The organism is Aquipuribacter nitratireducens (genome assembly GCF_037860835.1).
GTDB lineage: Bacteria > Actinomycetota > Actinomycetes > Actinomycetales > JBBAYJ01 > Aquipuribacter > Aquipuribacter nitratireducens.
This window is the reverse complement of sequence record NZ_JBBEOG010000005.1, coordinates 187823-210122: the sequence shown is the minus strand read 5'-3', so window position 1 is coordinate 210122 and position 22300 is coordinate 187823. Positions and strand designations below refer to the sequence as shown.

Sequence of the window (22300 nt, the reverse complement as noted above, 5' to 3'; positions counted from 1 at the left end):
GCCGGCACCACGGTGCTGACCGTGGTCGGTCTCGCCCTGGTGCTGGTGGCGCTCACCGACCTGTTCCGCACGTTGTGGCGTCCCAGCGGCGTCGGGCACGTCACCCGCCCGGTCATGCGGGCCACCTGGCGGGTGACGCGGCGCCTCGCGCGCCGTCGCTCGTCCCTCGACGTCGCCGGGCCCCTCGGCCTCGCGCTCGTCCTCCTGTCGTGGGCTCTGCTGACGGTGGCCGGGTTCACGCTCGTGTACTGGCCGCACGTCCCCGGCGGTGTGGTCCTGTCGGACGGGCTCGCGGCCGCGGAACGCTCGAACGCCCTCGACGCGCTCTACCTGTCGCTCGTCACCGAGGTGACCCTCGGCTACGGCGACGTCGTGCCCCAGAACACGTGGCTGCGGGTCGCCGCGCCGCTCCAGGCCTTCGTCGGCTTCGTCATCCTCACGGGCGCGGTCACGTGGACGCTGCAGGTGTACCCCGCGCTGGGCCGGCGCCGGATGCTCGCGCTCCGGCTGAGCCGGCTCGCGGACGTGGGCGCGACGGCCCGGCTCGCGGCGATGGACGACTCGACGGCGGTCGCGGTCCTCGAGCCGGTCGTCGACGACCTCACCCGGGTCCGTGTCGACGTCGACCAGTACAACGTCAGCTACTGGTTCTCCGACGCCGACCGCGACGCCAGCCTCGCCGTGCGCTCGTCCGTGCTCCTCGACCTCGCGGAGGCGGCGACGGCGTGCCCGGGGGCAGGGACCCGCACGCTCGGTGACTCGCTGCGGCGCGAGAGCGACGACCTGGCGAGCGCCCTGCAGGACCACGACCTCGTCCGCGACGTGCCGGGCGCCCCGCACGCGAGCAGCCGCGCGGTCTTCGCCGCCTGGGCCGCCGACCACTCCGGCCGAGGGGCGTGACACTGCTCGCCGCGGTCCGGGCCGAGCCCGCTCGTTGACAGCGGTCCGGCGGGCGACGACGGTGGCCGCATGACGTCGTCCGCCCGCCAGGAGTGGGCCGAGGAGACGTACGCGTGTCTCTTCGGCCCGCGTGACCGCGATGCCCCCGAGACCCACCCCGAGCTCATGGCGATCCTGCGGGGCGTCGTCTTCGGCGACGTGTTCCGCACCGGCGAGCTCGACGACGCGACCCGGGAGCTCGTCACCGTCACGGTCCTCTCGGTGCTGGGCACCGGGCGCCAGCTCGGCGCCCACACCCACGCCGCGCTGAACGTGGGGGTGCCGCCCGTGTCGCTCCGCGAGGCGGTGTACCAGCTCGCGCCCTTCGTCGGGTTCCCACGCACCCTCACCGCCCTCGTCACCGTCGACGACGTGCTCACGGCGCGAGGCGTCGAGCTCCCGCTGCCCGACCAGGGCACCGTCGGAGAGGACGAGCGGTACGAGCGCGGCCTCGAGATCCAGGCCCCGCTGTACGGCACGGAGATCCGCGACAACCTCGCCGACCTGCCCGCGCCGTTCGACGAGGCGTTGCCCCGGTTCCTCACCGAGTGGTGCTTCGGCGACTTCTACACGCGCGAGGGGCTCACGCTCGCCCAGCGGGAGCTGCTCGTCCTGTGCGCCCTCACGGCCCTGGGCGACACGGGGCCGCAGCTGACGCCGCACGCCCGCGCGTGCCTGGAGGTCGGCAACAGCCGCGAGACGGTCCTCGCCGCGATCGTCCACTGCCTGCCGTACGTCGGCTTCCCCCGCACCCTCGCCGCCGTCCGCGCCGTGAAAGGACTCTGACGTGCCCGGTCACCGCATCTTCGCGACGCCGTTCGCGAGCATCTACCCGCACTACGTCGCGAAGGCCGAGCGGAAGGGCCGGACGAAGGCGGAGGTGGACGAGGTGATCGAGTGGCTCACGGGCTACGACGACGCCGGGCTGCAGGAGACGCTCACCGACCAGCGCGACCTCGAGACGTTCTTCGCCCGGGCGCCGGCGATGAACCCGAACGCGTCGCTCATCACCGGCGTGATCTGCGGGGTGCGCGTGGAGGACATCGACGACCCGCTCATGCAGCGGATCCGCTGGATGGACAAGGTCGTCGACGAGGTCGCGCGCGGCAAGAAGATGGCATCGATCAAGCGGGGCGACGCCGCGCCACGGTGACACCGTCACGGACCGGCAGCATGACGGAGTCGACCCTCGTGTCGGCGACGACCGCGTCGTTGACGCGGCGGATCGCGGCGTCGGCGGGGCCCTGCTGCGCCGGGTCGACGACACGGCCCTCCCGCAGGACGTTGTCGAGCACGACGAGCCCGCCCGGCCGCAGCCGGCGGACGACCTCCTCGTAGTACGTCGGGTAGCCCTCCTTGTCGGCGTCGACGAACGCGAAGTCGAGGACGGGTTCGTCCGGCAGCGCACGGAGCGCGTCGGCGGCCGGCCCGAGTCGCAGCTCGATGCGGTCCACGACACCGGCCCGTTCCCAGTACCGGCGCGCCAGCGACGTCCACTCGTCGCTCACGTCGAGCGCGAGCAGGCGCCCGTCCCCGGGCAGTGCCCGCGCGACCCACAGGGACGAGTAGCCGGTGAAGACGCCGACCTCCACGGCGTCCCGCGCACCGCACAACCGGACGAGCATCGCGAGCAGCGCGCCCTCGTCGGCGGTGATCTGCATGCCGGCGGAGTCGGGGTAGCGCTCGCGGGTCTCGGCCGCGAGCTCGGCCAGGAGATCGTCCTCGCCCGGCGAGCAGTGGTCGAGGACGTAGCGGGCGACGGTCGGGTCGACGATGTCCATGAGGTCAGGGTGGCGCGCCGCCAGGAGTGGGGGAAGCACGGTAGGCGCGTTCGCGACGGGCTCCTGGCGTCCTGTCACCCGGGGTCGGAGGGCGACCCCCGGACGGAGGGAACCCCATGAGAGCACCAACGGCCGGACGAGCCTGCGCCGCGGTGGCGGTCGGCGCCCTGGCCCTGACACCCGTCGCGGCGCAGGCGGCCGAACCGCCGCGGCCGCACGAGCGGACCCTGACTTGGACCTGCACCGACGGGACGACGTTCACGACCGCCCGGCCGAGCTTCGCCGCGAACGGCAGCCCGGTGGTGGGCAGCACGCAGGTCTGGCTGCAGGTCGAGACGACGATCACCCGGGCGGACGGGACGACGACGGTCGACCCGAAGGGCGGGGGCCGGCTCGACGCGCTCGCGGGCGAGCTCCTCGACTGCTCGACCACGTCGGGCACGAACACCGTCCGGGTGCTCGGCCTCCTCACGGGCTGAGCCAGGCCGCCGACGGCGTGAAAGGGGGATCTGTCCCGCCCCGACCGGCGTGCCCTGGGACGCATCCCCCACTCACGACGCAGATGCGTCGCGGGGGGCGTCACCGGGTCACGCCGGTGGGCCGAGGTGGACAGCAGAGGGCCCGGCCACCGCATCCGGTGGCCGGGCCCTCTCCTGTCTCAACCTGACGCGCGCCCGGAGGGACTCGAACCCCCAACCTTCTGATCCGTAGTCAGATGCTCTATCCGTTGAGCTACGGGCGCATGCCGCCCACGTCGGGGTGACGCGACGACCGGACGAGCGTACCGGACCCGGCGCGGTGCTCTCGACCGCGCGGCATGCCGTCGGATCACGCGGGTACGGCCGGGACATGCCCGATCTCGCCATCCCTGACATCGACCAGCTCGGCCCGCAGCAGCTCGAGCACCGCGTGCGCAGCCTGGAGCCCGAGGAGATCGACGCACTCGTCGAGCACGAGGAGGCGCACGGCAACCGGCTGCCGGTCCTCACGGTGCTGCGAGGCCGGCTCCAGCAGCTGGCCGACGGCGCGGAGCCGACGGACCCCGACCCGACGAGCCGGACCGCTCCGGCCGACACGCCTCGGCCGGAGGCGGCCGGCAGCCCCGTGAGCGACGACACGCAGGCCGAGCCGAGCCCGCCGGACCCGCACGGTGGCCCCGGTCGTCGCCAGCCCGCCACCCGCCGGACCACCTGAGCCGCCTGACCGCCCTCGCGGCCGGCGAGTCTGCAGTGGTGACCGGGACGCGCGGCGTGTCGCGGTCACCGATGCAGACTCACACCGCGAGCAGGTCCGCCTCGCACTCCCGGGCGGCGGCGAGCAGTGGGGGCAGGAGCTCGGCGCGGATCTCCTCGAGGGAGCCGCGCTCGAGCGGTGCGGCGACGTTCATCGCCGCCACCACCTCCCCGCCCCGGGCGTGCAGCGGCACGGCGACGGACCGCAGCCCGAGCTCCAGCTCCTGGTCGACGACGGCGAACCCGTCGGCGCGGACCCGGTCGAGCACCTCCGCGAGGGCGGCGGCGTCGGTCACGGTGTGCGGGGTGCGCGCCACGAGGTCGACACGGGCGAGGTAGTCGGACAGCCGGTCGGCGGGGGCGTGGGCGAGGAGCACGCGGCCCATCGACGTGCAGTAGGCCGGCAGCCGGCTGCCGACGTCGAGGGCCACCGTCATGATCTTGCGGGCGTGGACGCGGCCGACGTACACGAGGTCGTCGCCGTCGAGGACCGACACCGACACCGACTCGTGGACCGCGTCCGACAGCGACTGCATGTGCGGGTGCGCGACGTCGACGAGCCGCAGCCCGGACAGGTACGCGAAGCCGAGCTCGAGCACCCGCGGCCGCAGGGAGAACACCCCGTCGGAGGCGTGGACGTAGCCGAGCTCGACGAGGGTGAGGAGGAACCGCCGCGCGGCCGCACGGGTGAGCCCGGTCCGGCGCGCGACCTCCGACAGCGACAGCCGCGGGTGCTCGGCGTCGAAGGCGCGGATGACGGCGAGGCCCCGCTCGAGCGAGCGGACGAACGTCTCGCTGCTCACGTGCACCTCCGCCCGCCCGACGACGGTGGTCACCGGCGCGCTCCTATCGTGCCGCAGCGCGGTCGTCTAGCCTCGCCCCCGTGAGGCTGCTGCTCGGTGTGCTCGCCACCGCGCTCGCGGTGTGGGTCGCCGTGCTCCTCGTGCCGGGCATCCGGCTCGACTCCGGCACCCTGACGGAGCGGGTCTGGACGCTCGTCGTCGTGGCGGCGGTGATCGGCGTCGTCAACGCCGTCCTGCAGCCCATCGCGAAGACCGTCGGATGCCTCCTCTACGTCCTCACCCTCGGTCTGTTCGGGCTCGTGGTGAACGGCCTGCTGTTCTGGCTGTCGAGCTGGATCACGGGACGGCTCGGGCTGCCGTTCGAGGTCGACGGCTTCTGGGCGGCGTTCTGGGGCGCCCTCGTCGTCAGCGTCGTCGGCGGGATCGCCAACCTCGTCCTCGTCCGACCCCTGACGCGGGGCGACCGCGACCGCTGAGGTCACGGCGCCGCGCCGCCGGAGGTGGCCGTCGCCTCGATGGCCCGCAGCACCCGCAGCTCGTGCTCGCTCGGCTCCGGCGTCACGGACAGGTCGGCGGCGACGCGCAGGTCCCAGCCCGTGGCCTCGCGCGCCTGCTCGACCGTGGCCCCCGGGTGCAGCTCGGTGAGCACGAGCTCGCACGTCACCGGGTCCGGGCGCAGCACGCCGAGGTCGGTGATGACCTGCGTCGGGCCCCGGCCCCGCAGGCCGTGCCGCTCCCGGTACCCGGGACCGTCGCCGAACCCCACGGAGGTGACGAAGTCGACGCGCTCGACGAACGTGCGCCGCGACTGCGCGACGACGACCACCACCTCCCGGCACGAGGCCGCGATCTCCGGCGCGCCGCCCGCTCCGGGCAGGCGCACCGTCGGGTCGTCGTACGGGCCGATGACGGTGGTGTTGATGTTGGCGAGGCGGTCGAGCTGGGCGGCGCCGAGGAACCCGACGTCGATGCGCCCCGGCTGGAGCCAGTAGTTGAAGATCTCCGGCACGCTCACCACCGTCGTCGCCGTCTCCGCGAGCACCCCGTCCCCGATCGACAGTGGCAGCCGGTCCGGCTTCGCGCCGATCGTCCCGGACTCGTAGATCAGGACGAGGCCCGGCGCGTGCGTCGCGCGGGCGAGGTTCGCGGCGGTCGACGGCTTACCGATGCCGACGAAGCAGGTCGCGCCGTCGCGCAGCGCCCGCGACGCCGCGACGGTCATCATCTCCGACGTCGTCCAGCTCACGCCGGCACCGCCCCCACCTCGTCGGCCAGCCACCGGCCGAAGGTCTCCCGGTCGCGGCTCACGGCGTCCCACGCGCGGTACGCGGCGTTGTCGCGCTCGGAGTAGCCGTGCGCGTACGACGGCTGCGCGCCGCCCGGCACGTGGGCGACGGCGTCGACGACCCACGACGGCAGCACCACCGCGCCGGGTCGGGGTTCGAGCGCGTCGACGACCTCCTCGACCGTGAACAGCACGCGTCGCGAGGCGAGCGCGACCTCCTTGTTGACGCCCGTGATGCCCCACATCTGCACGTTGCCCTCGCGGTCGGCCTGCTGGGCGTGGAGCAGTGCGACATCGGGTGTGAGCGCCGGGACGGCCGTCAGCTCCTCACCGGTGAACGGGCACGTGACGGTCGCGATCGTCGTGGTGTGCGCGGGCAGGTCGGTGCCGCGGTAGCCGCGCAGCACGGCGAACGGCAGGCCGCTCGCCCCGGCGACGTACCGGTTGGCCATCCCGGCGTGGGAGTGCTCCTCGATCTCCAGCGGTCGGGGCCAGCCGTTCTGGACGGCGTCCCGGAACCGGTGGAGCGACCCGACGCCCGGGTTGCCGCCCCAGCTGAACACGAGCCGGGACGCGCACCCCGCGCCGATCATCTGGTCGTAGACGACGTCGGGCGTCATCCGGACGAGGGTGAGGTCGCGCCGGCCCTGCCGGATCACCTCGTGCCCCGCGGCGACGGGGATGAGGTGGGTGAAGCCCTCGACCGCGACCGTGTCGCCGTCGCGGACGAGCTCCGCCACCGCCTCGGCGAGGCCGAGGAGCCGGGCCACGTCAGCCGCCCGCCGCTGCGTCGACGGGCCGGTCGAGGACCTGCCGGAGCACCCCGCCGAGCACCGCGCGCGCGTCGTCGACGGGATGCAGCGAGCGCCACGCGACGTGGTTGTCGGGCCGGACGAGCACGCACCCGTCCTCGTCGACCTCCCGCAGCCGCGCCCAGTCGTCGTACAGGTCGGTGTACGGCTGCCCGGGCCCGACGACGACGGCACGCACCTCGACGCCGAGCTCGCGCGACAGCGTGTCCGCCGCGTCGGCCCACGCCTGCCCGCCGATGCCGGTGAAGAGGGTGAATCGGCCCTGCCCGGCGACGTCGTGGGTGCTGACCTTCCGGTAGCCGGACCCCTCGCGGTGCCCGAGCCAGCAGTGCGGCAGGCGGGCGCCGGGCCACGTCGTCGGGTGGTAGTACAGCTCGGGATCGCGCTCGTACTCCGGTTCCGGGGTCCCGTCGGGGACGACGGCGCCGCTGGCGTACCGCTGGCCGAGCTCGACGCCGTGGGCGTTGAACTCGTAGTCCTTCAGCTCGAGCGCCTTCTTCAGCGCCTCCCGCTTGGCGCGACCCTCGGCGGTGTCGTCGGCGCGGTCGGCGATACGGGCGTTCATGACGGCGGGGTCGGACGTGTCGGTGAGCCCCAGCGCCTCGAGGATCGGCCCGAACTCCTCGATCGACTTGTTGGCGCGCAGCACGATCTGCTCGGCGACCGGGGCGCGCTCCGGCTCGTAGGAGTCGAGCAGCCCCGTGCCGGCCTGCCCGCGCAGGACGTGGGCGAGCTTCCACGCGAGGTTGTACGCGTCCTGGATCGACGTGTTGGAGCCCAGCCCGTTGCTCGGCGGGTGCCGGTGGACGGCGTCGCCCATCGCGAACACCCGCCCCCGGCGCAGCTCGGTGGCGTACCACTTGTTGTTGCCCCACAGGCTCGTCGACTGCAGCTGCACGTCGATGGTGTCGTCGCCGACGAGGTCGTGGACGACCTTGGTCGCGAACGCCTCGTCGACGACGGGCGGCTCGGCGGAGATGTCGTAGCCCCACACGATGAGCCACTCGTCCCACGGGCGCACGCACCGCACGAGGCCGAGGCCGATGCCGCCGACGTCGCTGCCGGGCTGCAGGACCCAGTAGAGGATCGAGGGCCGCTCGGCGACGTACCTCGACAGGTCGGCCTTGAACACGATGTTCATCGACCCGGCGACGTCCATCTGCCCCTCGTGGGCGAGCCCGAGGTCCTTGACGACCTGGGAGCGCCCGCCGTCGGCGCCGATGACGTACTGGGCGCGGATCGGGTACTCGTGGCCGGTCAGGCGGTCCCGGACCGTGACGGTGACGCCGTCGTCGTCCTGCTCCATCGCGACGTACTCGGTGTCGAAGCGGACGTGGGCGCCGCGCTCGGCGGCGTTGCGGACGAGGATCGGCTCCATGTAGTTCTGCGGGATGTCGCAGATGCTGCTGGGGCTCGCGAGCGTGTAGTCGGCCTGGCGGCGCGGGTGCGTGCCCCACGTGCGGACCCGGCCCAGCTCGTCCCCGGCGAGGCTCGTGCAGAACACGGTGTCGCCCATGAGGTGCTGCGGGACGGCGAGCGCCTCGACCTGCTCCTCGACGCCGAGGTCGCGGAGGATCTCCATCGTCCGCTGGTTGGTGATGTGCGCCCGGGGCGTGTTGGCCGTCCACCGGTACTTCGTGATGACCATGTGGTCGACGCCGTACGTCGCGAGCGCGAGGGACGCCGCGGACCCGGCGGGGCCGGTGCCGACGACGAGGACGTCGGTCTTCAGGGGCTCGGTCATGTGTCTCCTCCGCTGGTGGTGGGAGCCAGGACGATGTCGAAGCGGGTGCGCACCCACGGTGAGTCGACGTGCCGGCCGTGCGCCTCCCCCGGCGGCTGCTCCGTGAAGTCGAGGACGAGGGAGTCCTTGACGCCGAACACCGCGTCGGTGGCGAGGTGCTCGTCGCCGGCGACGAACACGTGGGTGACGAGACGGCGCATCCCGGGCGCCGTCACCATGAAGTGGATGTGGGCGGGGCGGTAGTTGCTGCGTCCGGCGGCGGCGAGGAGGTCGCCGACAGGGCCGTCGTCGGGGATGCCGTAGCTGGCGGGCAGCACCGACCAGAACGCGTACGAGCCGTCGTCGGTGCTGAACAGGTGCCCGCGTCCGGCCATCGAGCCCGGCCCGTCGAAACCGTCGAGCTGGACGTCGTAGAACCCGTCCTCGTCGGCCTCCCACACCTCCAGGCGCGCCCCGGGCACCGGCCGGCCGAAGGTGTCGGTGACGCGGCCCTCGACGAGGCACGGGGTGCCCTTGGCGCCGAAGGTGACGTCGCCCCCGCTCGGCACCTCGGTCGTGCCGTCGACGAAGAACGGCCCGAACACCGTCGCCTCGGTCGGGGTGAGGTCGCCCGGGACCTCCGCGCCCACGGGGTTGTTGACGGCGATCGTCTGCATCGAGACCCCGAGCACGTCGGACAGCAGGATGAACTCCTGCCGCGTTCCCGTCGTGGTGTCGCCGCAGCCGCGGAGGAACTCCACGGCGGTCGTCCACTCCTCCTCGGTGAGCCTGACGTCGCGGACGAACGCGTGCAGGTGCTCGACGAGGCTCGTCATCACCTCCCGGTACCGCGGCGAGGCGGCACCGGCGAAGCTCGCGACGACCCGGTCGGTGACGTCGCGCTCGACCGCGACCTGCGCGGGGTCCTGGCCGTACGTCTGGCTCATTCGGGTCCTCCTCGGCGGGGGCGCCCCGCCCACGCGGCCCGGACGAGGGCGTCGACGTCGGCGCGGCTGATGGGTCGGGGGTTCGGTATGGCGCCGTCGGCGACGACGTCCGCGACGAGCGTCGCCGCCTCCGGCAGGTCCTCCTCGCGCAGGCCGACGTCGCGCAGCCCGGCGGGGATGCCGAGGGCGTCGTCGAGGTCGGCGAGCAGCTCGGCGGGCCGCTCGGCGCCCGGGCCCTGCAGGGCCCGGGAGAGCCGGTCGACGGTCGCCGGGTGCAGGGCCGGGGTCTGGAAGGCGAGGACGTGCGGCAGGACGACCGCGTGCATCTCCGCGTGCGGGAGGGCGAAGGCGCCGCCGAGGACGTGGCACGTCTTGTGGTGCAGCCCCGACCCGGCCGTCGCGAACGCGGTGCCCGCGAGCCACGCGCCGTACAGCACGTCCGAGCGGGCGGTGAGGTCCTCGCCGTCGGCGAGGACGCCGGGCAGACCGCGCGTGAGACCGGCGACGGCCTCCACGGCGAGCAGCGTCGTGACCGGGTTGGCACCGGGCGCCCACAGCGCCTCGACGCAGTGCGCCATCGCGTTGAGCCCGCTGGCCGCGGACAGCCCCGGGGGCAGCCCGACGGTGAGGGCGGGGTCGTAGACGACGGTGCGGGGGGCGACGACGTCGTCGACGCCCGTCGTCTTGCGGGCGCCCTCGGTGAGGCCCCACACGTTCGTCATCTCGCTGCCGGCGTACGTCGTCGGGACCGCGAGGACCGGCAGCCGGTCGGTGAGGGCGACGGCCTTGGCGGTGCCGGTCGTCGAGCCCCCGCCGACGCTCAGCAGCAGGTCGGCGCTCGTGTCGCGCGCCAGGGCGCGGGCGGCCTCCGCGCACTCGACCGGGACGTGCTGGCGGACGTCGTCGAACCAGCCGACGACGCGGTCGGCGAAGGGTTCGGCGAGCTCGCGCGCCAGCGGCATCTCCGCGGCCCCGGCGACGACGAGGACGCGCTGCCCGCCGAGGGCGTCGACCTCGGCGGCGAGCCGCTCGCGCGAGGCGTCGACGCCGAAGACGACGCGGCTGCGGGTCGAGGTGTAGGTGAAGCCCTCCGAGCGGGTCACGAAGTCCTCCACGCCGGACGACGGGCGGGCCCGGCGCTGGGGTGAGGACGCATGGTTGCCTCCGTTGGCAACGGTTCGCATAGCGAACGAGTGTGCGGCTGTAGAACAGGGTGACCGCACGTCGTTCACCTGTCAACCAGAACGCCGGCGGGTGCCGGGCGTCACTGCACGGCGGAGGTGAGCCGCGCGAGGTTGTCGAGCACGCGCTGGTGGCGCGGACGGTGGACCCACTCGGCGAGGGTGAGCTCGCGGCTGCGCGCCCGGTAGGAGTCCTCGACCTCGCGGAGGGCGTCGACGAAGGCCCGGTCGTGACACAGCAGCGAGGACTCGAGGTCGAGGGCGAACGAGCGGATGTCGAGGTCGCTCGAGCCGATGACGGCGACGTCGTCGTCGATGCTCACGTGCTTGGCGTGGAGGACGTACGGCGCCGGGTAGAGGAAGATCCTGACGCCCGCCCGCAGCAGCTCCTCGTAGTACGAGCGCTGCGCGTGGTGGACGAGCGCCTGGTCGGCGCGCGCCGGGACGAAGAGCTCGACGTCGCAGCCGCGCAGGGCCGCGGCCACGACCGCGGCCAGGAGGGACTCGTCCGGCACGAAGTACGGGCTCGTGATGCTGACGCGCGTGCGCGCGGCGAACAGCAGCGCGTCGAACATCAGGAGGTTGTTGTCCGTCTCGAAGCCGGGCCCGCTCGGGAGCACCTGCACCGCGACCGGCCCCTCGGACGCCGCCCCGCGCGCGTCCCGGGGGCGCAGCGGCGCTCGGACGCCGAGCAGCTCGTCGGTCTCGCTGTACCAGTCGGTGACGAAGACGGCGTCGAGCGCCTGGACAGCAGGACCCCGAAGCCGGACCATGAGGTCCTGCCACTGCAGGCCGCGGCGGACGTTCGCGGGCTTGTCGTAGGAGCGGTCGATGAGGTTCTGCGACCCCGCCCAGCCGACTGCACCGTCGACCACCACGAGCTTGCGGTGGTTGCGCAGGTCGGGGCGCTGGTAGCGGCCGCGCCACGGCTGCACCGGCAGCATGAGGGCCCACCGCACCCCGGCCCTCGTGAGCCGCTCCCGGGTGGCCCGGTAGCCGGGGTAGCCAGCCGAGCCGATGTGGTCGAAGAGCACGCGCACGTCGGCGCCGTTGGCGACGGCCTGCTCGAGGGCGGCGAAGAACGGCTCTGTCGTGTCGTCGAGGGACAGGATGTAGAACTCGACGTGCACGTGCTCACGAGCCGACGCGATGTCGTCGGCCATGGCGAGGATCGCCGCGTCGTAGTCCCCGTGGAGCGTCGCGGCGTTGCCCCGGAGCATGGGGAGCCGGCCGACGCGCGTGTTCTGCCGGACGACGCCGTCGAGCCACGCAGGGCCGGGCGTCGGGTCGTGGGCGCGGCCCTCGCGCTCGACGCGCGCCTCGATCCGCCGGTCCATCTCGCGCTGCCGGTCGCGCCGCGACACCGGCAGCTTCGGGCTGCCGATGAGCGCGAACGCGAGCAGGCCGGCGAGCGGCAGGAGGTAGATGAGGAGCATCCACGCCAGCGCCGAGGACGGGCGCCGGTCACGTGGTACGACGACGAGCCCCACCCACAGCGCGCTGACGACGAGCGCGACGAGGAGCACGAGCGTGACGACGCCGCCCGCGACCTCCCCGGGGGTCTCGAGCGTCCGGTCCGCTCCGGTCGCGAGCACGGCGGCAGCGCGCATCACGACCCGATCATGGCCTCCGCGAGGGCCCCGATGTCGTCCGCCTCGACATCTGGTGCCGGGAAGTAGGCGGGCCAGCTCGTCCCGCGCCGCACCCACGCGGTCGCGCAGCCGGCCCTGGCGGCACCCATGAGGTCCCACGGGTGGACGGCGACGAGCGTGCAGTCCGCCGTCGTGACGCCGAGCCGCTCCGCCGCCCCGCGGTAGGCGTCCCCGGCGGGCTTCCACACCCCGGCGTCGAGCACCGAGAGCCGCGTCTCGAAGAGGTCGGTGACGCCGGCCCGCTCGAACGCGCCGTCGCTCACGGCCGTCGCGCCGTTGGTGAACGGCACGAGCCGGGCCCCGCTCCCCGCGAGACGACGGAGCCCGGGCGCCGCGTCCGGGTACAGGTCGAGACCGGCGATGCCCCCGAGCACGTGCTGCGCCGCGGTCGCCGGGTCGTCGTGCCCGAGCGAGGCGAGGACCTGCTCCGCCTGCACCCGCGCGAGGTCGGCGAACGCGACGGAGGACCCCGCGGCCGTCGCCGCGAAGCCGTCGCGCAGGAGCCGCGCGAACCACAGGCCGCGCACGACCGGCGGCGCCGGGGCGCCCGGCACGTCGGTCAGCACGTCGGCGAAGCCGGCGTCGAGCCCGGACATGTCGGTGAGGGTCTCGTTGACGTCGAGGAGGACGACGGGAGTCATTGACAGGTGCCCCTTTCGTTGGGCCGCCTGCGTGATCGGGCTCACCGTGACGGCGGTCTCACCAGCGTCTTCTCACAGTGCGGACGGCCCTAGCGTCACCACACACTCGGTGGGCCCGGGCGCGCCCGGAGCACCGCTGCGCCGTGACAGCCGCGGGGACCGACGACTGGGAGGACAGGCATGAGCATCACAGCCGACAGGACGACCGGCACGACGACCGGCACGACGACCGGCACGGGGCGGGCGTCGGCCGCCCCCCGGTGGACGACGCACGAGGCCCTGCAGCAGTGGATCGAGGAGGTCGTCGCGCTCACGACGCCGGACCGGGTGCACGTCTGCGACGGCAGCGACGCCGAGTGGACCCGGCTCACCGACGAGCTCGTCGCGACCGGCACCCTCCTGCGGCTCGACGCCGCTCCCACGAGCTTCCTCGCCCGCTCCGACCCCGACGACGTCGCCCGCGTCGAGGACCGGACGTTCATCTGCAGCCGCGACCCGCGTGACGCCGGCCCGACGAACAACTGGCTCGACCCCGACGAGATGAAGGGGATCCTCACCGAGCTGTACGACGGGTCGATGCGGGGCCGCACGCTCTACGTCGTGCCGTTCGTCATGGGCCGCCTGGATGCCGAGCACCCGATGTTCGGCGTCGAGCTCACCGACTCCGCCTACGTCGCCGCGTCGATGCGGATCATGACGCGGATGGGGGCGACGGTGCTCCGGGAGCTCGAGCGGGCGCAGGCGTCCTTCGTGCCGTGCCTGCACTCCGTCGGCATGCCGCTCGCGGACGGGCAGAGCGACGTCGCGTGGCCGAGCAACGAGACGAAGTACATCGTCCAGTTCCCCGAGGAGCGGATGATCTGGTCGTACGGGTCCGGCTACGGGGGCAACGCGCTGCTCGGCAAGAAGTGCTACGCCCTGCGGATCGCCTCGGTCATGGCGCGCGACGAGGGCTGGCTCGCCGAGCACATGCTCATCCTCAAGCTCACCTCGCCGCAGCAGGAGGTCCACTACGTCGCGGCCGCCTTCCCGTCGGCGTGCGGCAAGACGAACCTCGCGATGCTCGAGCCGACGATCCCCGGCTGGACGGTCGAGACCCTCGGCGACGACATCGCGTGGCTGCGCTTCGGCGAGGACGGCCGGCTGTGGGCCTCCAACCCCGAGTTCGGGCTGTTCGGCGTCGCGCCCGGCACGGGCTGGGACACCAACCCGAACGCCATGCGGACGATCGCGAAGGGCAACTCGCTCTTCACCAACGTCGCGCTCACCGACGACGGCGACGTGTGGTGGGAGGGCATGACCGAGGAGCCGCCGGCGCACCTCGTCGACTGGCGCGGGGAGGACTGGACGCCCGACGCCGACCGGCCCTCGTCGCACCCCAACAGCCGCTTCTGCACGCCGATCTCGCAGTGCCCGGTGCTGGCGCCCGAGTACGACGACCCGCGCGGCGTGCCGATCTCGGCGATCCTCTTCGGGGGCCGCCGCCGCACGACGATCCCGCTCGTCACCGAGGCCCGGGACTGGGCGCACGGGGTCTTCATGGGCGCGACGCTGTCGAGCGAGACGACGGCCGCCGCGACGGGGCGGACCGGCGTCGTCCGCCGCGACCCCATGGCGATGCTGCCGTTCATCGGCTACGACGCCGGCGACTACTTCGGCCACTGGCTCGACGTCGGCAAGCAGGCGGACGCCGACCGGCTGCCGAAGGTCTTCTACGTCAACTGGTTCCGGCGCGAGGGCGCCGCGGGCGACGGCGGGTTCCTCTGGCCCGGGTTCGGCGAGAACATCCGCGTGCTCAAGTGGGTCGTCGACCGGCTCGAGGGTCGCGCCGCGGCGAAGGACACCCCCGTCGGCCGGGTCCCGACGTACGGGGCGATCGACACGACCGGGCTCGACGTGCCGGAGGAGCGGATGGCGGCCGCCCTGCGGGTCGACCGCGACGAGTGGGCCCGCGAGCTGCCGCAGATCCAGCGGTGGTTCGACACGTTCGGCGACACCCTGCCGTCGATGCTGCGCGACGAGCTGGAGACGCTGCGCGCGCGGCTGACGGGCTGAGCGTCAGGGCACCGAGTCGAGGAGGTCCACCTTGATCGGTCGGCTCACGTGCGCGGTGCGGTGGCACCGCTACGTCACGCGGCACGAGCGGGACATCGGCCACACGATCGTCCACTGATCCCCGCCGGTCCTCCTCGACGCGGGGCCTGACGCGTCCACCCCCTCTGGCAGCATCGCCCGGGTGAGCGGTGCGCGGGGGTGGCTGTGGTGGGTGCTCGGTCTGCTGGTGGTGCTGGGGGTCGGCGGGGTCGCGGCGTACGCGGTCGTCGTCGTGCCGCAGCAGCGCGAGGCGAACGCGGACGAGGCGGCACAGCAGGCCCTCGCCAGCGTCGTCGAGCGCTGGGGCGCCCGTGACCTCGGGCTGTTCCCGGACGAGGTCCCGTACGCGGCCATCACGGACGGGCTCGCCGGTGTCTCACCCGCGGAGCTCGTCGGGGAACCGGTGCCCGGCGAGGGCGACGACGAGCTGACGCCCGTGTGGCCGGAGAGCATCGCCCTGGGCCCCGTGCAGCGCGTCGGCGACTCCGCCTCCGGCTCGCTGACGGTGACGTGGCCGTTCGGGGCCGACGGCTGGACCTACGACGTCACCGTCGTCGCCACCCGCTCCGCCGACGAGGGGTCCGGCGGGGTCCTCGGCGCCTTCGACACGAGCGGCGGCACGTGGCAGGCGGACGTCACCACGAGCACGGTCCACCCGGACCTCACCGAGGGCGCGGTCCTGGCGTCGGAGCGGGAGGTGCCCGAGCGCGGCGACGTGCTGGGCCGGGACGGCGAGCCCGTCGTCGAGCCCCGCAACGTCGTGGAGATCGGCGTGCAGCCCTCCCGCGTCGAGGACCTCGACGCGCTCACGAGCGCCCTCGCCGGGGCCGTCGGCATCGACGGTGCAGGTCTGGCCGAGCGGGTGGAGGCCGCGGGGCCCGACGAGTTCGTGCCCGTCATCACGCTGCGGCGCGAGGACTACGACCCCGTCCGCGACGTCGTCCGCGCCCAGACCGGGGTCGTCTTCCGCGAGGGGCAGCAGCCCCTCGCGCCCACCCGGGCCTTCGCCCGCGCCACCCTCGGACGGGTCGGTCCTGCGACGGCCGAGCTCGTCGAGGAGTCGGGCGGGCGCATCCAGCCGGGCGACGTCACCGGCCTGTCCGGTCTGCTGCGGCAGTACGACGAGCGGCTCGCGGGGACGGCCGGCTTCAGCGTCGTCGCCGCGGCGGGTGAGCAGCGGACCGGCCTCTTCACCCAGGACGCGGTCCCCGGGGACGACGTGCGGCTCACGCTCGACGTCGACGTCCAGAACGCCGCCGACCAGGCGGCGGCGAGCGCCGCCGAGGGCAACGGCAACGTCGCCGTCGTCGCGATCGACGTCCCGACCGGTGACGTGCTCGCGGTCGCGAACACCCCCGTCACCGGCACCGACCGGGCACTCACCGGCACCTACCCGCCGGGGTCCACGTTCAAGGCGGTGAGCACGGCGACGTTCCTCGAGCAGGGTCTCGTGACGCCGGAGCAGACCGTGCCGTGCCCGCGGACGGCGACCGTCGACGGCCGCGCCTTCGGCAACGTCGAGGACTCCGAGCTCGGGGACGTGCCGTTCCGCACCGACTTCGCCCGCTCGTGCAACACCGCGTTCGTCGGGCTGGCGGACCAGCTGGAGGCCGGCGCGCTCGCCGACGTCGCCGCCGGGTTCGGCCTGGGCGGGGAGTGGGGCGCCGGTGTGCCGACCGCGACCGGCTCGGTCCCCGTGGAGGAGTCCGACGTGGAGAAGGCCGCCGCAAGCATCGGGCAGGGTCGGGTGCTCGCGAGCCCGCTCGCCATGGCACAGGTGGCCGCGACGGTCGCCGCCGGCGAGTGGCGGCAGCCCCGCCTCGTCCTCGACCCCGCACCCGAGGCGGTCGAGGCCCCGCAGCCGGACGCGGCGGTCCTCGCCACCGTCCGCGACCTCATGCGCGACGTCGTCACGGACGGCACCGCCACCGCCCTCGCGGACGTGCCCGGCGACCCCGTCCACGCGAAGACCGGCACCGCCGAGTACGGCACCGAGCAGCCGCCGCGCACCCACGCGTGGACGATCGGCTTCCAGGGCGACGTCGCCTTCGCGGTGCTCGTGGAGGACGGCGGCAGCGGCAGCCGGGTCGCGGTGCCCGTCGCCGAGACCTTCCTCCGGCTGCTCGGATGAGCCCGCTCGACCCCGACCACCCGGGCGAGCGCGTGCGCCGCGCGGCTGTGCGGCTCGCGGCGCTCGCCCAGGACGGGCTGACGTACGCGGAGAACGACTACGACACCGACCGCTACCAGGCGGTGGCCGCGCTCGCGGTCGACCTCCTCTCGACGGTGTCGGGGGCCGACTCGGTCGAGCTCGCGGTCGAGCTCGGCCGCGACAGCGGGTACGCCACCCCCAAGGTCGACGTCCGCGGCGCGTGCTTCGACGAGCACGAGCGGGTGCTGCTCATGCGGGAGCGCATCGACGGCCTGTGGTCCCTGCCCGGCGGCTGGGCCGACCCGGGCGACACCCCCGTCCAGGCGGTCGTCCGCGAGGTCCGCGAGGAGGCGGGCGCCGAGGTCGACGTCGTGAAGCTCGTCGGCTGCTGGGACCGGGACGCACGCGGGCACACCCCGCCCCTGCCGGTCGCGGTCGTCAAGCTGTTCTTCCTCTGCAGGGTCGTGTCGCTCGGCGCCCCGGACGCCCTCGAGACCCTCGAGACCGGCTGGTTCGGCCTCGACGAGCTGCCGCCGCTGTCCGAGGGCCGCGTCACCGCCTACGAGCTCCATCGCTGCCTCGCCCACCACCGGGACCCGTCGCTGCCGACCGAGCTCGACTGAGCGGGATCGGGGACGCGTCGGGGCCCGGCCCCTGTCCGGGACCGGGCCCCACGGTGCGGAGGCGGCGGGATTTGAACCCGCGAGGGGGTTACAACCCCCAACCCGCTTAGCAGGCGGGCGCCATAGGCCACTAGGCGACGCCTCCATGCGACGTCGGACAGCCTAACGGGTGCGCGGCGCGCTGCCGGACGCGCACGGACCGGGTCGTGGCGCCCGGCGCGCCCGGCCCCGCGTCCAGAAGCACTGCGCCGCGGGGTCGTGGCGCCCGGCGCGCCCGGCCCCGCGTCCAGAAGCACTGCGCCGCAGGGAGTAGAGCGCCGAAACGCCCCGTTCCACGTCTACCCCCCCTGCGCCACAGGGGTCGTGGCACAGGGGTCGTGGCGCAGGGGTCGTGGCGCAGGGGTCGTGGCGCGAGGGTCAGGCGCAGATGTCGTCGGTGGCGGCGCGCACCGACAGCGAGGGGCTGGCACCCGGGTCCGGCGGCAGGGTGCGCTGCGGCAGCGGCTCGTCGCCGAGGCGGTTGGGGACCTCCTGGACGAACGGCGCGCCGGAGCCCAGCTCGACCCGGATGCGCTCGCCGTCCGTGGCGGCCACGAGCTCGGCGTCCGGGAACGCCTCGAGCACGGTCCGCGCCGCCTCCTCCTGGCCGGGTGGCACGACGAGCCGGACGCCGTCGACCTCCTCGTCGCCGTTGAGGATCGCGCCGACGGTGAAGCCCTGGATCCGCAGGTCGGTCGCGGCGTCGCCCGCGGCGCCGCCCCGGGCGCCCGCGTTGACGACGTCGACGGTGATCTCGGCCGGCGACACCGTGAGCGGATCGGGGGCCTGCGTCGGGCTCGGCTCGGGGCTCGGCGGCGCGCTCGGCTCGCTGCCGGGCAGCGGCGCGTCCTCCCGGATCGACGCCCACAGCTCGTCGGCGGCCGGGGTCCACACGACCCGGTTCTCGTCCTGCGGCCACGGCTCGGTGGGCACGGTGACGAAGCGCACCCGGTCCGCCGGCAGCGCCTGGACCGAGCGCGCGACGCTCGCGAGCGCCGTCACGCTGGCCAGCCCGGGGTCGGTGGTGAGCGAGCGCGTCCCGGCGTCGAGCACGCTGATGAGGCGGTTCGGTCGGGCGAGGAGCCCCGTGCTCGTCGCCTGCTGGACCATCGAGGCGATGAACGCCTGCTGGCGCTCGATGCGGCCGAGGTCGGACCCGTCACCGATCTTGCGGGCGCGGACGTAGGCGAGGGCCTGGTCGCCGCGGACCGTCTGCTCGCCCGCGGGGAGGTCGAGACCGGAGAAGCTGTCGTCGACCGCTTCCGGGAGGCAGACCCGCACCCCGCCGAGCGCGTCGACGATGTCGAGGAACCCGTCGTAGTCGACGACGACGTAGTGGTCGATGAAGACGCCCGTCGTCTCCTCCACGGTGTTGATCGTGCAGGCGACGCCGCCGTGCTCGAAGGCGGCGTTGAACTGGATGAGTCCGGCGTCGGTGCGCGTGCCGTCCTCGAGGAGGCACGCCGGGCCCTGGACCATGGAGTCGCGGGGGATGCTGACGAGGGTGGCGCTGTCCCGGTCCGCGGCGAGGTGGACGAGGATCGTCGTGTCCGCGCGCCGGCTCTGCTCGACCGAGCTGCCGAGGTCGACGGCCTCCCCCTCGGCCCGGTCCGCGCCGAGCACGAGGATGTTGAGCGCCTCGGTCGCCTCCGGCTCCGGCGTCGGACGGTCCTCGAGGAGCGCCTCGACGTCGGCGGCGACGATGTTGCCGTCGAGCTGGCGGACGAGGACCGCGGCGGCACTGAGCGAGACGACCACGACGACGGCCACAGCCGTGAGCGCCCCCCGCACCAGCAGGGACGCGACGGGGTGGCGCGGGTCGCGGACGTGGCGGCCGCGCGCGATCGTGCTCATGTCCGTCCTGCTCGTCGAGGGTGCGCCGGAGGATCTCCGGCGAGAGAGGGCCGCTGCTCACGGTACAACCGGGATCGGCACCCGCCGTGCACAACGTGAGCGCGCGGCGGTGCGTTCCGCGGCGGCCCTCCCCGACGGCCCTCCGGTACGGCTACCGGGTCCGGAACCGCGCGACGGCGGTCGTGGTGCCGTCGCGGGCGGTCATGGTCAGGGTGTAGCAGGCAGCGCCGGTCGGGGTCTTCCAGTTGTACTGGAAGTGCCCGGCCGTGGCGTCGTACCGGAGCGAGGTGCTGCCGCTCGCGAGCAGCTCGACCTCGTCGAGGATCGCGCCGGCGAGGCAGGAGCCCTTGGTGGCGCCGAGCGTGACGTCCTGCACCGAGGTGAGCTCCGTGGGCCCGGCGAAGAGCTCGAACTTGACCGGGACGGTGCTACCGCCCTTGACGGTGTTGACGACACCGCTCGAGGTGTCGACGGGCGCGTAGAAGCCGTTCGTCCGCCACGGCAGCACGTCGTAGCGCACGACCGCCGTGCTCGTGAGTCCGGCGTGGTCGGTGGCGGTCGCCGTCCAGGTGTGGCTGCCGACCGTCGTGCCCCCGCCCGTGACGACGCAGGCGGCGAGGCCGGACCCGCTGTCCGTCGAGGTGCACGTGGGCGCAGCCGGAACCTGCCCGAAGTAGTGGCTGCCCGACGGCCCGCCGACGAAGACGGGTGTCGCCGGCGGCGTGCTGTCGACCTTGACGGTCGTCGCCACGGCACCGGCGGGGACGGTGTTGCCCGCGCGGTCGGTGAACGCCGGGCTCGCGACCTCCACGGCGGCTCCCTCGCCCGTGCTCCGCACGCGGGCGGTGGCGGCGACCAGTCCGGACAGGGCGTCGGTCGCCGTGAAGTCGACGTCGACGTCGCTCGTGTGCCAGCCGTTCGCCCCCGTCGGGGCGGACGCGACCACGGCCTGCGTGACGACGGGCGCGCCTCGGTCCAGCCGGACGGTCACGTGCGTCGTCGCACTGACGTGACCGGCACGGTCGGTGCACGTGCCGGACACGGTCCGGCCGGCCGTGTCGACGTCGACGGTGACGGCGGGGGTGCACGACGCGACTCCGCTGCCGACGTCCCCGGCGGCGTCGAAGGTCACGGTGACGGGGGCGTCGTGCCAGCCCGCGCTGTTCGCGGCGGTGCTGAGGGACGCCGTCGGGGCCGCCGGCGGGGTCGTGTCGACCTTGACGGTGCGGGTGACGGCGCCGACGGCCGAGGAGTTCCCGGCACGGTCGGTGAAGGCCGGGCTCGGCACGACGACCTGGCCGTCGCCGCTGCTCGTCACGGTCCGCGAGGCCGTGAGGACCGCGCGCTCGTCGACGAGGAACCGCGACGTCTCGTCCGTCGCCGTGAACGTGACGTCGACGGGGGCGGTGTACCAGCCGTCGACGAGCGTGCCTCCCCCGGTGACGGTGGTCGTCGGGCTCACGACCGGCGCCGTGGCGTCGCGCCGGATGTTCGTGACGACGGTCCTGGTCCCGCCGGCGCTCGTCGCCTCGCACGTGAACGTCGTGAGCGCGGTGTCCGCGGTCACCGTGACGGGCTCGCACCCCACCGGGGGCTGCAGCGAGCTCGGGGACTGGTTCTCGACGACCGTGTACGACAGGGAGACGTCGCCGCGGTACCAGCCGGTCTCCTCGCGCTCCGGGTCGATGGTCCGCTGGATGACGGGCGCGGAGTCGTCGATGATCGCGTAGCCCGTGCGGGCGAGGACCTGCACGCCGAAGGAGTCGACGTAGGAGCACATCGCGTAGCGCACGCCGATGCCGTCGGCCGCCCACGGGCCGGTGACGGCGGTGAGGGGCGCGTTCCACGTCGAGGTGTGGGGCGGCTCGGGGAAGTCGTCCACGTCCGTCGCCACGCACTGCGGCCGCTCGAGCGAGCCCTTGGGGTACTGCCCGCCCTCCTCGACGCCGACGACCGCGACCGTGGGGGGCGTGTTCGGCACCTCGGACACCTTCGCCCGGAAGCGGGCGTTCGCGATGCTGAAGCTCCCGCCGGTCCTGTTCGTCCCCGCGGCGACCGTCGTCGTGACGAGGGCCGTGCCCACTCCGACCGGGGTGACGGTCACGGTCTGCGCGCCCGCCGAGCCGCACGCGGACAGGACCAGGCTGCTCGGGGAGACGGTGGCGACCGCCGGGTCGTCGACGGCGAGGTTGACCGTGACCGTCTCGCTCGGGCCGTCGAAGTTGCAGCCGGGGTCGTTGTCGTCGTCGGCGGGGACGACGTAGATCGTCGTCGTCTCCGCCCCGGTACCGAGGCTCAGGGCCATCTGCTCGATCGTCGTGTCGATGGAGTCGTCGACGCCGTTCACGACGAGGTCGGCAGAGGCGGGCGCGGCGCCCGCGGCGACGAGCAGCCCAGCGGTCACGGCGACGGTCAGGGTCCGCGTGGGGCGGTGGGAGGCGAAGTGCACGGGAGCTCCTCGATGGCACGGTCGGCGGCGGGGCCGACCGTAGGAAGGGCGCGTGAAGCGACCGTGAAACCGGGTGGCCGACCGCCTGCGGTC

Annotated in this window: 20 protein-coding genes and 2 tRNA genes; 9 read left to right on the top strand and 13 right to left on the bottom strand. The window is 74.0% G+C overall.

The window, feature by feature from the left end:
* Window positions 1-21 precede the first annotated feature (21 nt).
* The 3 genes from WAB14_RS11620 to WAB14_RS11610 all read left to right on the top strand — a co-directional run bounded on the left by WAB14_RS11620 (window position 22) and on the right by WAB14_RS11610 (window position 2092).
* Window positions 22-900 (top strand): potassium channel family protein, encoded by an 879-nt coding sequence (locus WAB14_RS11620; RefSeq protein WP_340269955.1) that lies wholly within the window; start codon window positions 22-24, stop codon window positions 898-900.
* Between the two features lie 69 nt (window positions 901-969).
* Window positions 970-1725 carry a carboxymuconolactone decarboxylase family protein gene (locus tag WAB14_RS11615; protein WP_340269953.1) on the top strand — a complete coding sequence of 252 codons (756 nt, stop codon included), beginning with the start codon at window positions 970-972 and terminating at the stop codon, window positions 1723-1725.
* 1 nt (window position 1726) lies between these two features.
* A complete protein-coding gene (locus WAB14_RS11610; RefSeq protein WP_340269951.1) occupies window positions 1727-2092 on the top strand; it encodes a DUF2200 domain-containing protein in 366 nt (121 codons plus the stop codon).
* Here WAB14_RS11610 and WAB14_RS11605 read toward each other — a convergent pair.
* A complete protein-coding gene (locus tag WAB14_RS11605) occupies window positions 2064-2720 on the bottom strand; it encodes an O-methyltransferase (RefSeq protein WP_340269949.1) in 657 nt (218 codons plus the stop codon). The genes WAB14_RS11610 and WAB14_RS11605 overlap by 29 nt on opposite strands.
* 152 nt (window positions 2721-2872) lie before the next feature.
* Here WAB14_RS11605 and WAB14_RS11600 point away from each other — a divergent pair, with 152 nt between their 5' ends.
* Window positions 2873-3199: a hypothetical protein gene (locus WAB14_RS11600; protein ID WP_340269947.1), complete on the top strand. Its 327-nt coding sequence runs from the start codon at window positions 2873-2875 to the stop codon at window positions 3197-3199.
* A gap of 190 nt (window positions 3200-3389) precedes the next feature.
* Here WAB14_RS11600 and WAB14_RS11595 read toward each other — a convergent pair.
* A tRNA-Arg gene (locus WAB14_RS11595) sits at window positions 3390-3462 on the bottom strand.
* 107 nt (window positions 3463-3569) lie between these two features.
* Between WAB14_RS11595 and WAB14_RS11590 the strand changes: the two genes are divergently transcribed.
* Window positions 3570-3914 carry a DUF8129 domain-containing protein gene (locus WAB14_RS11590; protein WP_340269944.1) on the top strand — a complete coding sequence of 115 codons (345 nt, stop codon included), beginning with the start codon at window positions 3570-3572 and terminating at the stop codon, window positions 3912-3914.
* A 79-nt stretch (window positions 3915-3993) separates the two neighbouring features.
* On the opposite strand, the gene WAB14_RS11585 is transcribed toward WAB14_RS11590, so the two are convergent.
* Complete coding sequence (locus WAB14_RS11585) at window positions 3994-4788, bottom strand: IclR family transcriptional regulator domain-containing protein (RefSeq protein ID WP_340269942.1); 795 nt, start codon at window positions 4786-4788, stop codon at window positions 3994-3996.
* A 47-nt stretch (window positions 4789-4835) separates the two neighbouring features.
* On the opposite strand from WAB14_RS11585, the gene WAB14_RS11580 reads away from it, so the two are divergent.
* Entirely contained in the window at window positions 4836-5231 is a 396-nt protein-coding gene (locus WAB14_RS11580; protein WP_340269940.1) for a phage holin family protein, read from the top strand.
* A 2-nt stretch (window positions 5232-5233) separates the two neighbouring features.
* Here the strand turns inward: WAB14_RS11580 and WAB14_RS11575 are convergent, their stop codons facing one another.
* From WAB14_RS11575 to WAB14_RS11545, 7 genes are all read right to left on the bottom strand, one after another.
* Window positions 5234-6001 (bottom strand): CoA-transferase subunit beta, encoded by a 768-nt coding sequence (locus WAB14_RS11575; protein ID WP_340269939.1) that lies wholly within the window; start codon window positions 5999-6001, stop codon window positions 5234-5236.
* A complete protein-coding gene (locus WAB14_RS11570; protein ID WP_340269937.1) occupies window positions 5998-6810 on the bottom strand; it encodes a CoA transferase subunit A in 813 nt (270 codons plus the stop codon). The genes WAB14_RS11575 and WAB14_RS11570 overlap by 4 nt, the downstream gene beginning before the upstream one ends.
* A 1-nt stretch (window position 6811) precedes the next feature.
* Window positions 6812-8596 carry an FAD-dependent oxidoreductase gene (locus tag WAB14_RS11565; RefSeq protein ID WP_340269935.1) on the bottom strand — a complete coding sequence of 595 codons (1785 nt, stop codon included), beginning with the start codon at window positions 8594-8596 and terminating at the stop codon, window positions 6812-6814.
* Window positions 8593-9522: a dioxygenase family protein gene (locus WAB14_RS11560; protein WP_340269933.1), complete on the bottom strand. Its 930-nt coding sequence runs from the start codon at window positions 9520-9522 to the stop codon at window positions 8593-8595. The genes WAB14_RS11565 and WAB14_RS11560 overlap by 4 nt, the downstream gene beginning before the upstream one ends.
* Entirely contained in the window at window positions 9519-10625 is a 1107-nt protein-coding gene (locus tag WAB14_RS11555; RefSeq protein ID WP_340269932.1) for a maleylacetate reductase, read from the bottom strand. The genes WAB14_RS11560 and WAB14_RS11555 overlap by 4 nt, the downstream gene beginning before the upstream one ends.
* Window positions 10626-10786: 161 nt before the next feature.
* Window positions 10787-12313, bottom strand: coding sequence for a cardiolipin synthase (gene cls, locus WAB14_RS11550; protein ID WP_340270116.1), 1527 nt, complete (start codon window positions 12311-12313; stop codon window positions 10787-10789).
* Window positions 12313-12996 (bottom strand): haloacid dehalogenase type II, encoded by a 684-nt coding sequence (locus tag WAB14_RS11545; RefSeq protein WP_340269930.1) that lies wholly within the window; start codon window positions 12994-12996, stop codon window positions 12313-12315. The genes cls and WAB14_RS11545 overlap by 1 nt, the downstream gene beginning before the upstream one ends.
* Window positions 12997-13176: 180 nt before the next feature.
* Here WAB14_RS11545 and WAB14_RS11540 point away from each other — a divergent pair, with 180 nt between their 5' ends.
* The 3 genes from WAB14_RS11540 (at window position 13177) to WAB14_RS11530 (ending at window position 17865) form a co-directional block, all read left to right on the top strand.
* Window positions 13177-15051: a phosphoenolpyruvate carboxykinase (GTP) gene (locus WAB14_RS11540; protein WP_340269928.1), complete on the top strand. Its 1875-nt coding sequence runs from the start codon at window positions 13177-13179 to the stop codon at window positions 15049-15051.
* Between the two features lie 181 nt (window positions 15052-15232).
* The gene (locus WAB14_RS11535) at window positions 15233-17221 is read left to right on the top strand and encodes a penicillin-binding transpeptidase domain-containing protein (RefSeq protein WP_340269926.1); all 1989 of its coding nucleotides are present in this window, start codon (window positions 15233-15235) and stop codon (window positions 17219-17221) included.
* On the top strand, window positions 17218-17865 hold the full coding sequence (locus tag WAB14_RS11530) for an NUDIX hydrolase N-terminal domain-containing protein (RefSeq protein ID WP_340269924.1): 648 nt from the start codon (window positions 17218-17220) through the stop codon (window positions 17863-17865). The genes WAB14_RS11535 and WAB14_RS11530 overlap by 4 nt, the downstream gene beginning before the upstream one ends.
* Before the next feature lie 56 nt (window positions 17866-17921).
* On the opposite strand, the gene WAB14_RS11525 is transcribed toward WAB14_RS11530, so the two are convergent.
* The 3 genes from WAB14_RS11525 to WAB14_RS11515 form a co-directional block, all read right to left on the bottom strand.
* Window positions 17922-18010: transfer RNA gene (locus WAB14_RS11525), tRNA-Ser, on the bottom strand.
* Between the two features lie 272 nt (window positions 18011-18282).
* The gene (locus tag WAB14_RS11520; RefSeq protein WP_340269923.1) at window positions 18283-19758 is read right to left on the bottom strand and encodes an LCP family protein; all 1476 of its coding nucleotides are present in this window, start codon (window positions 19756-19758) and stop codon (window positions 18283-18285) included.
* Window positions 19759-19909: 151 nt separating this feature from the next.
* Complete coding sequence (locus WAB14_RS11515) at window positions 19910-22207, bottom strand: PxKF domain-containing protein (RefSeq protein WP_340269921.1); 2298 nt, start codon at window positions 22205-22207, stop codon at window positions 19910-19912.
* Window positions 22208-22300: the final 93 nt, after the last annotated feature.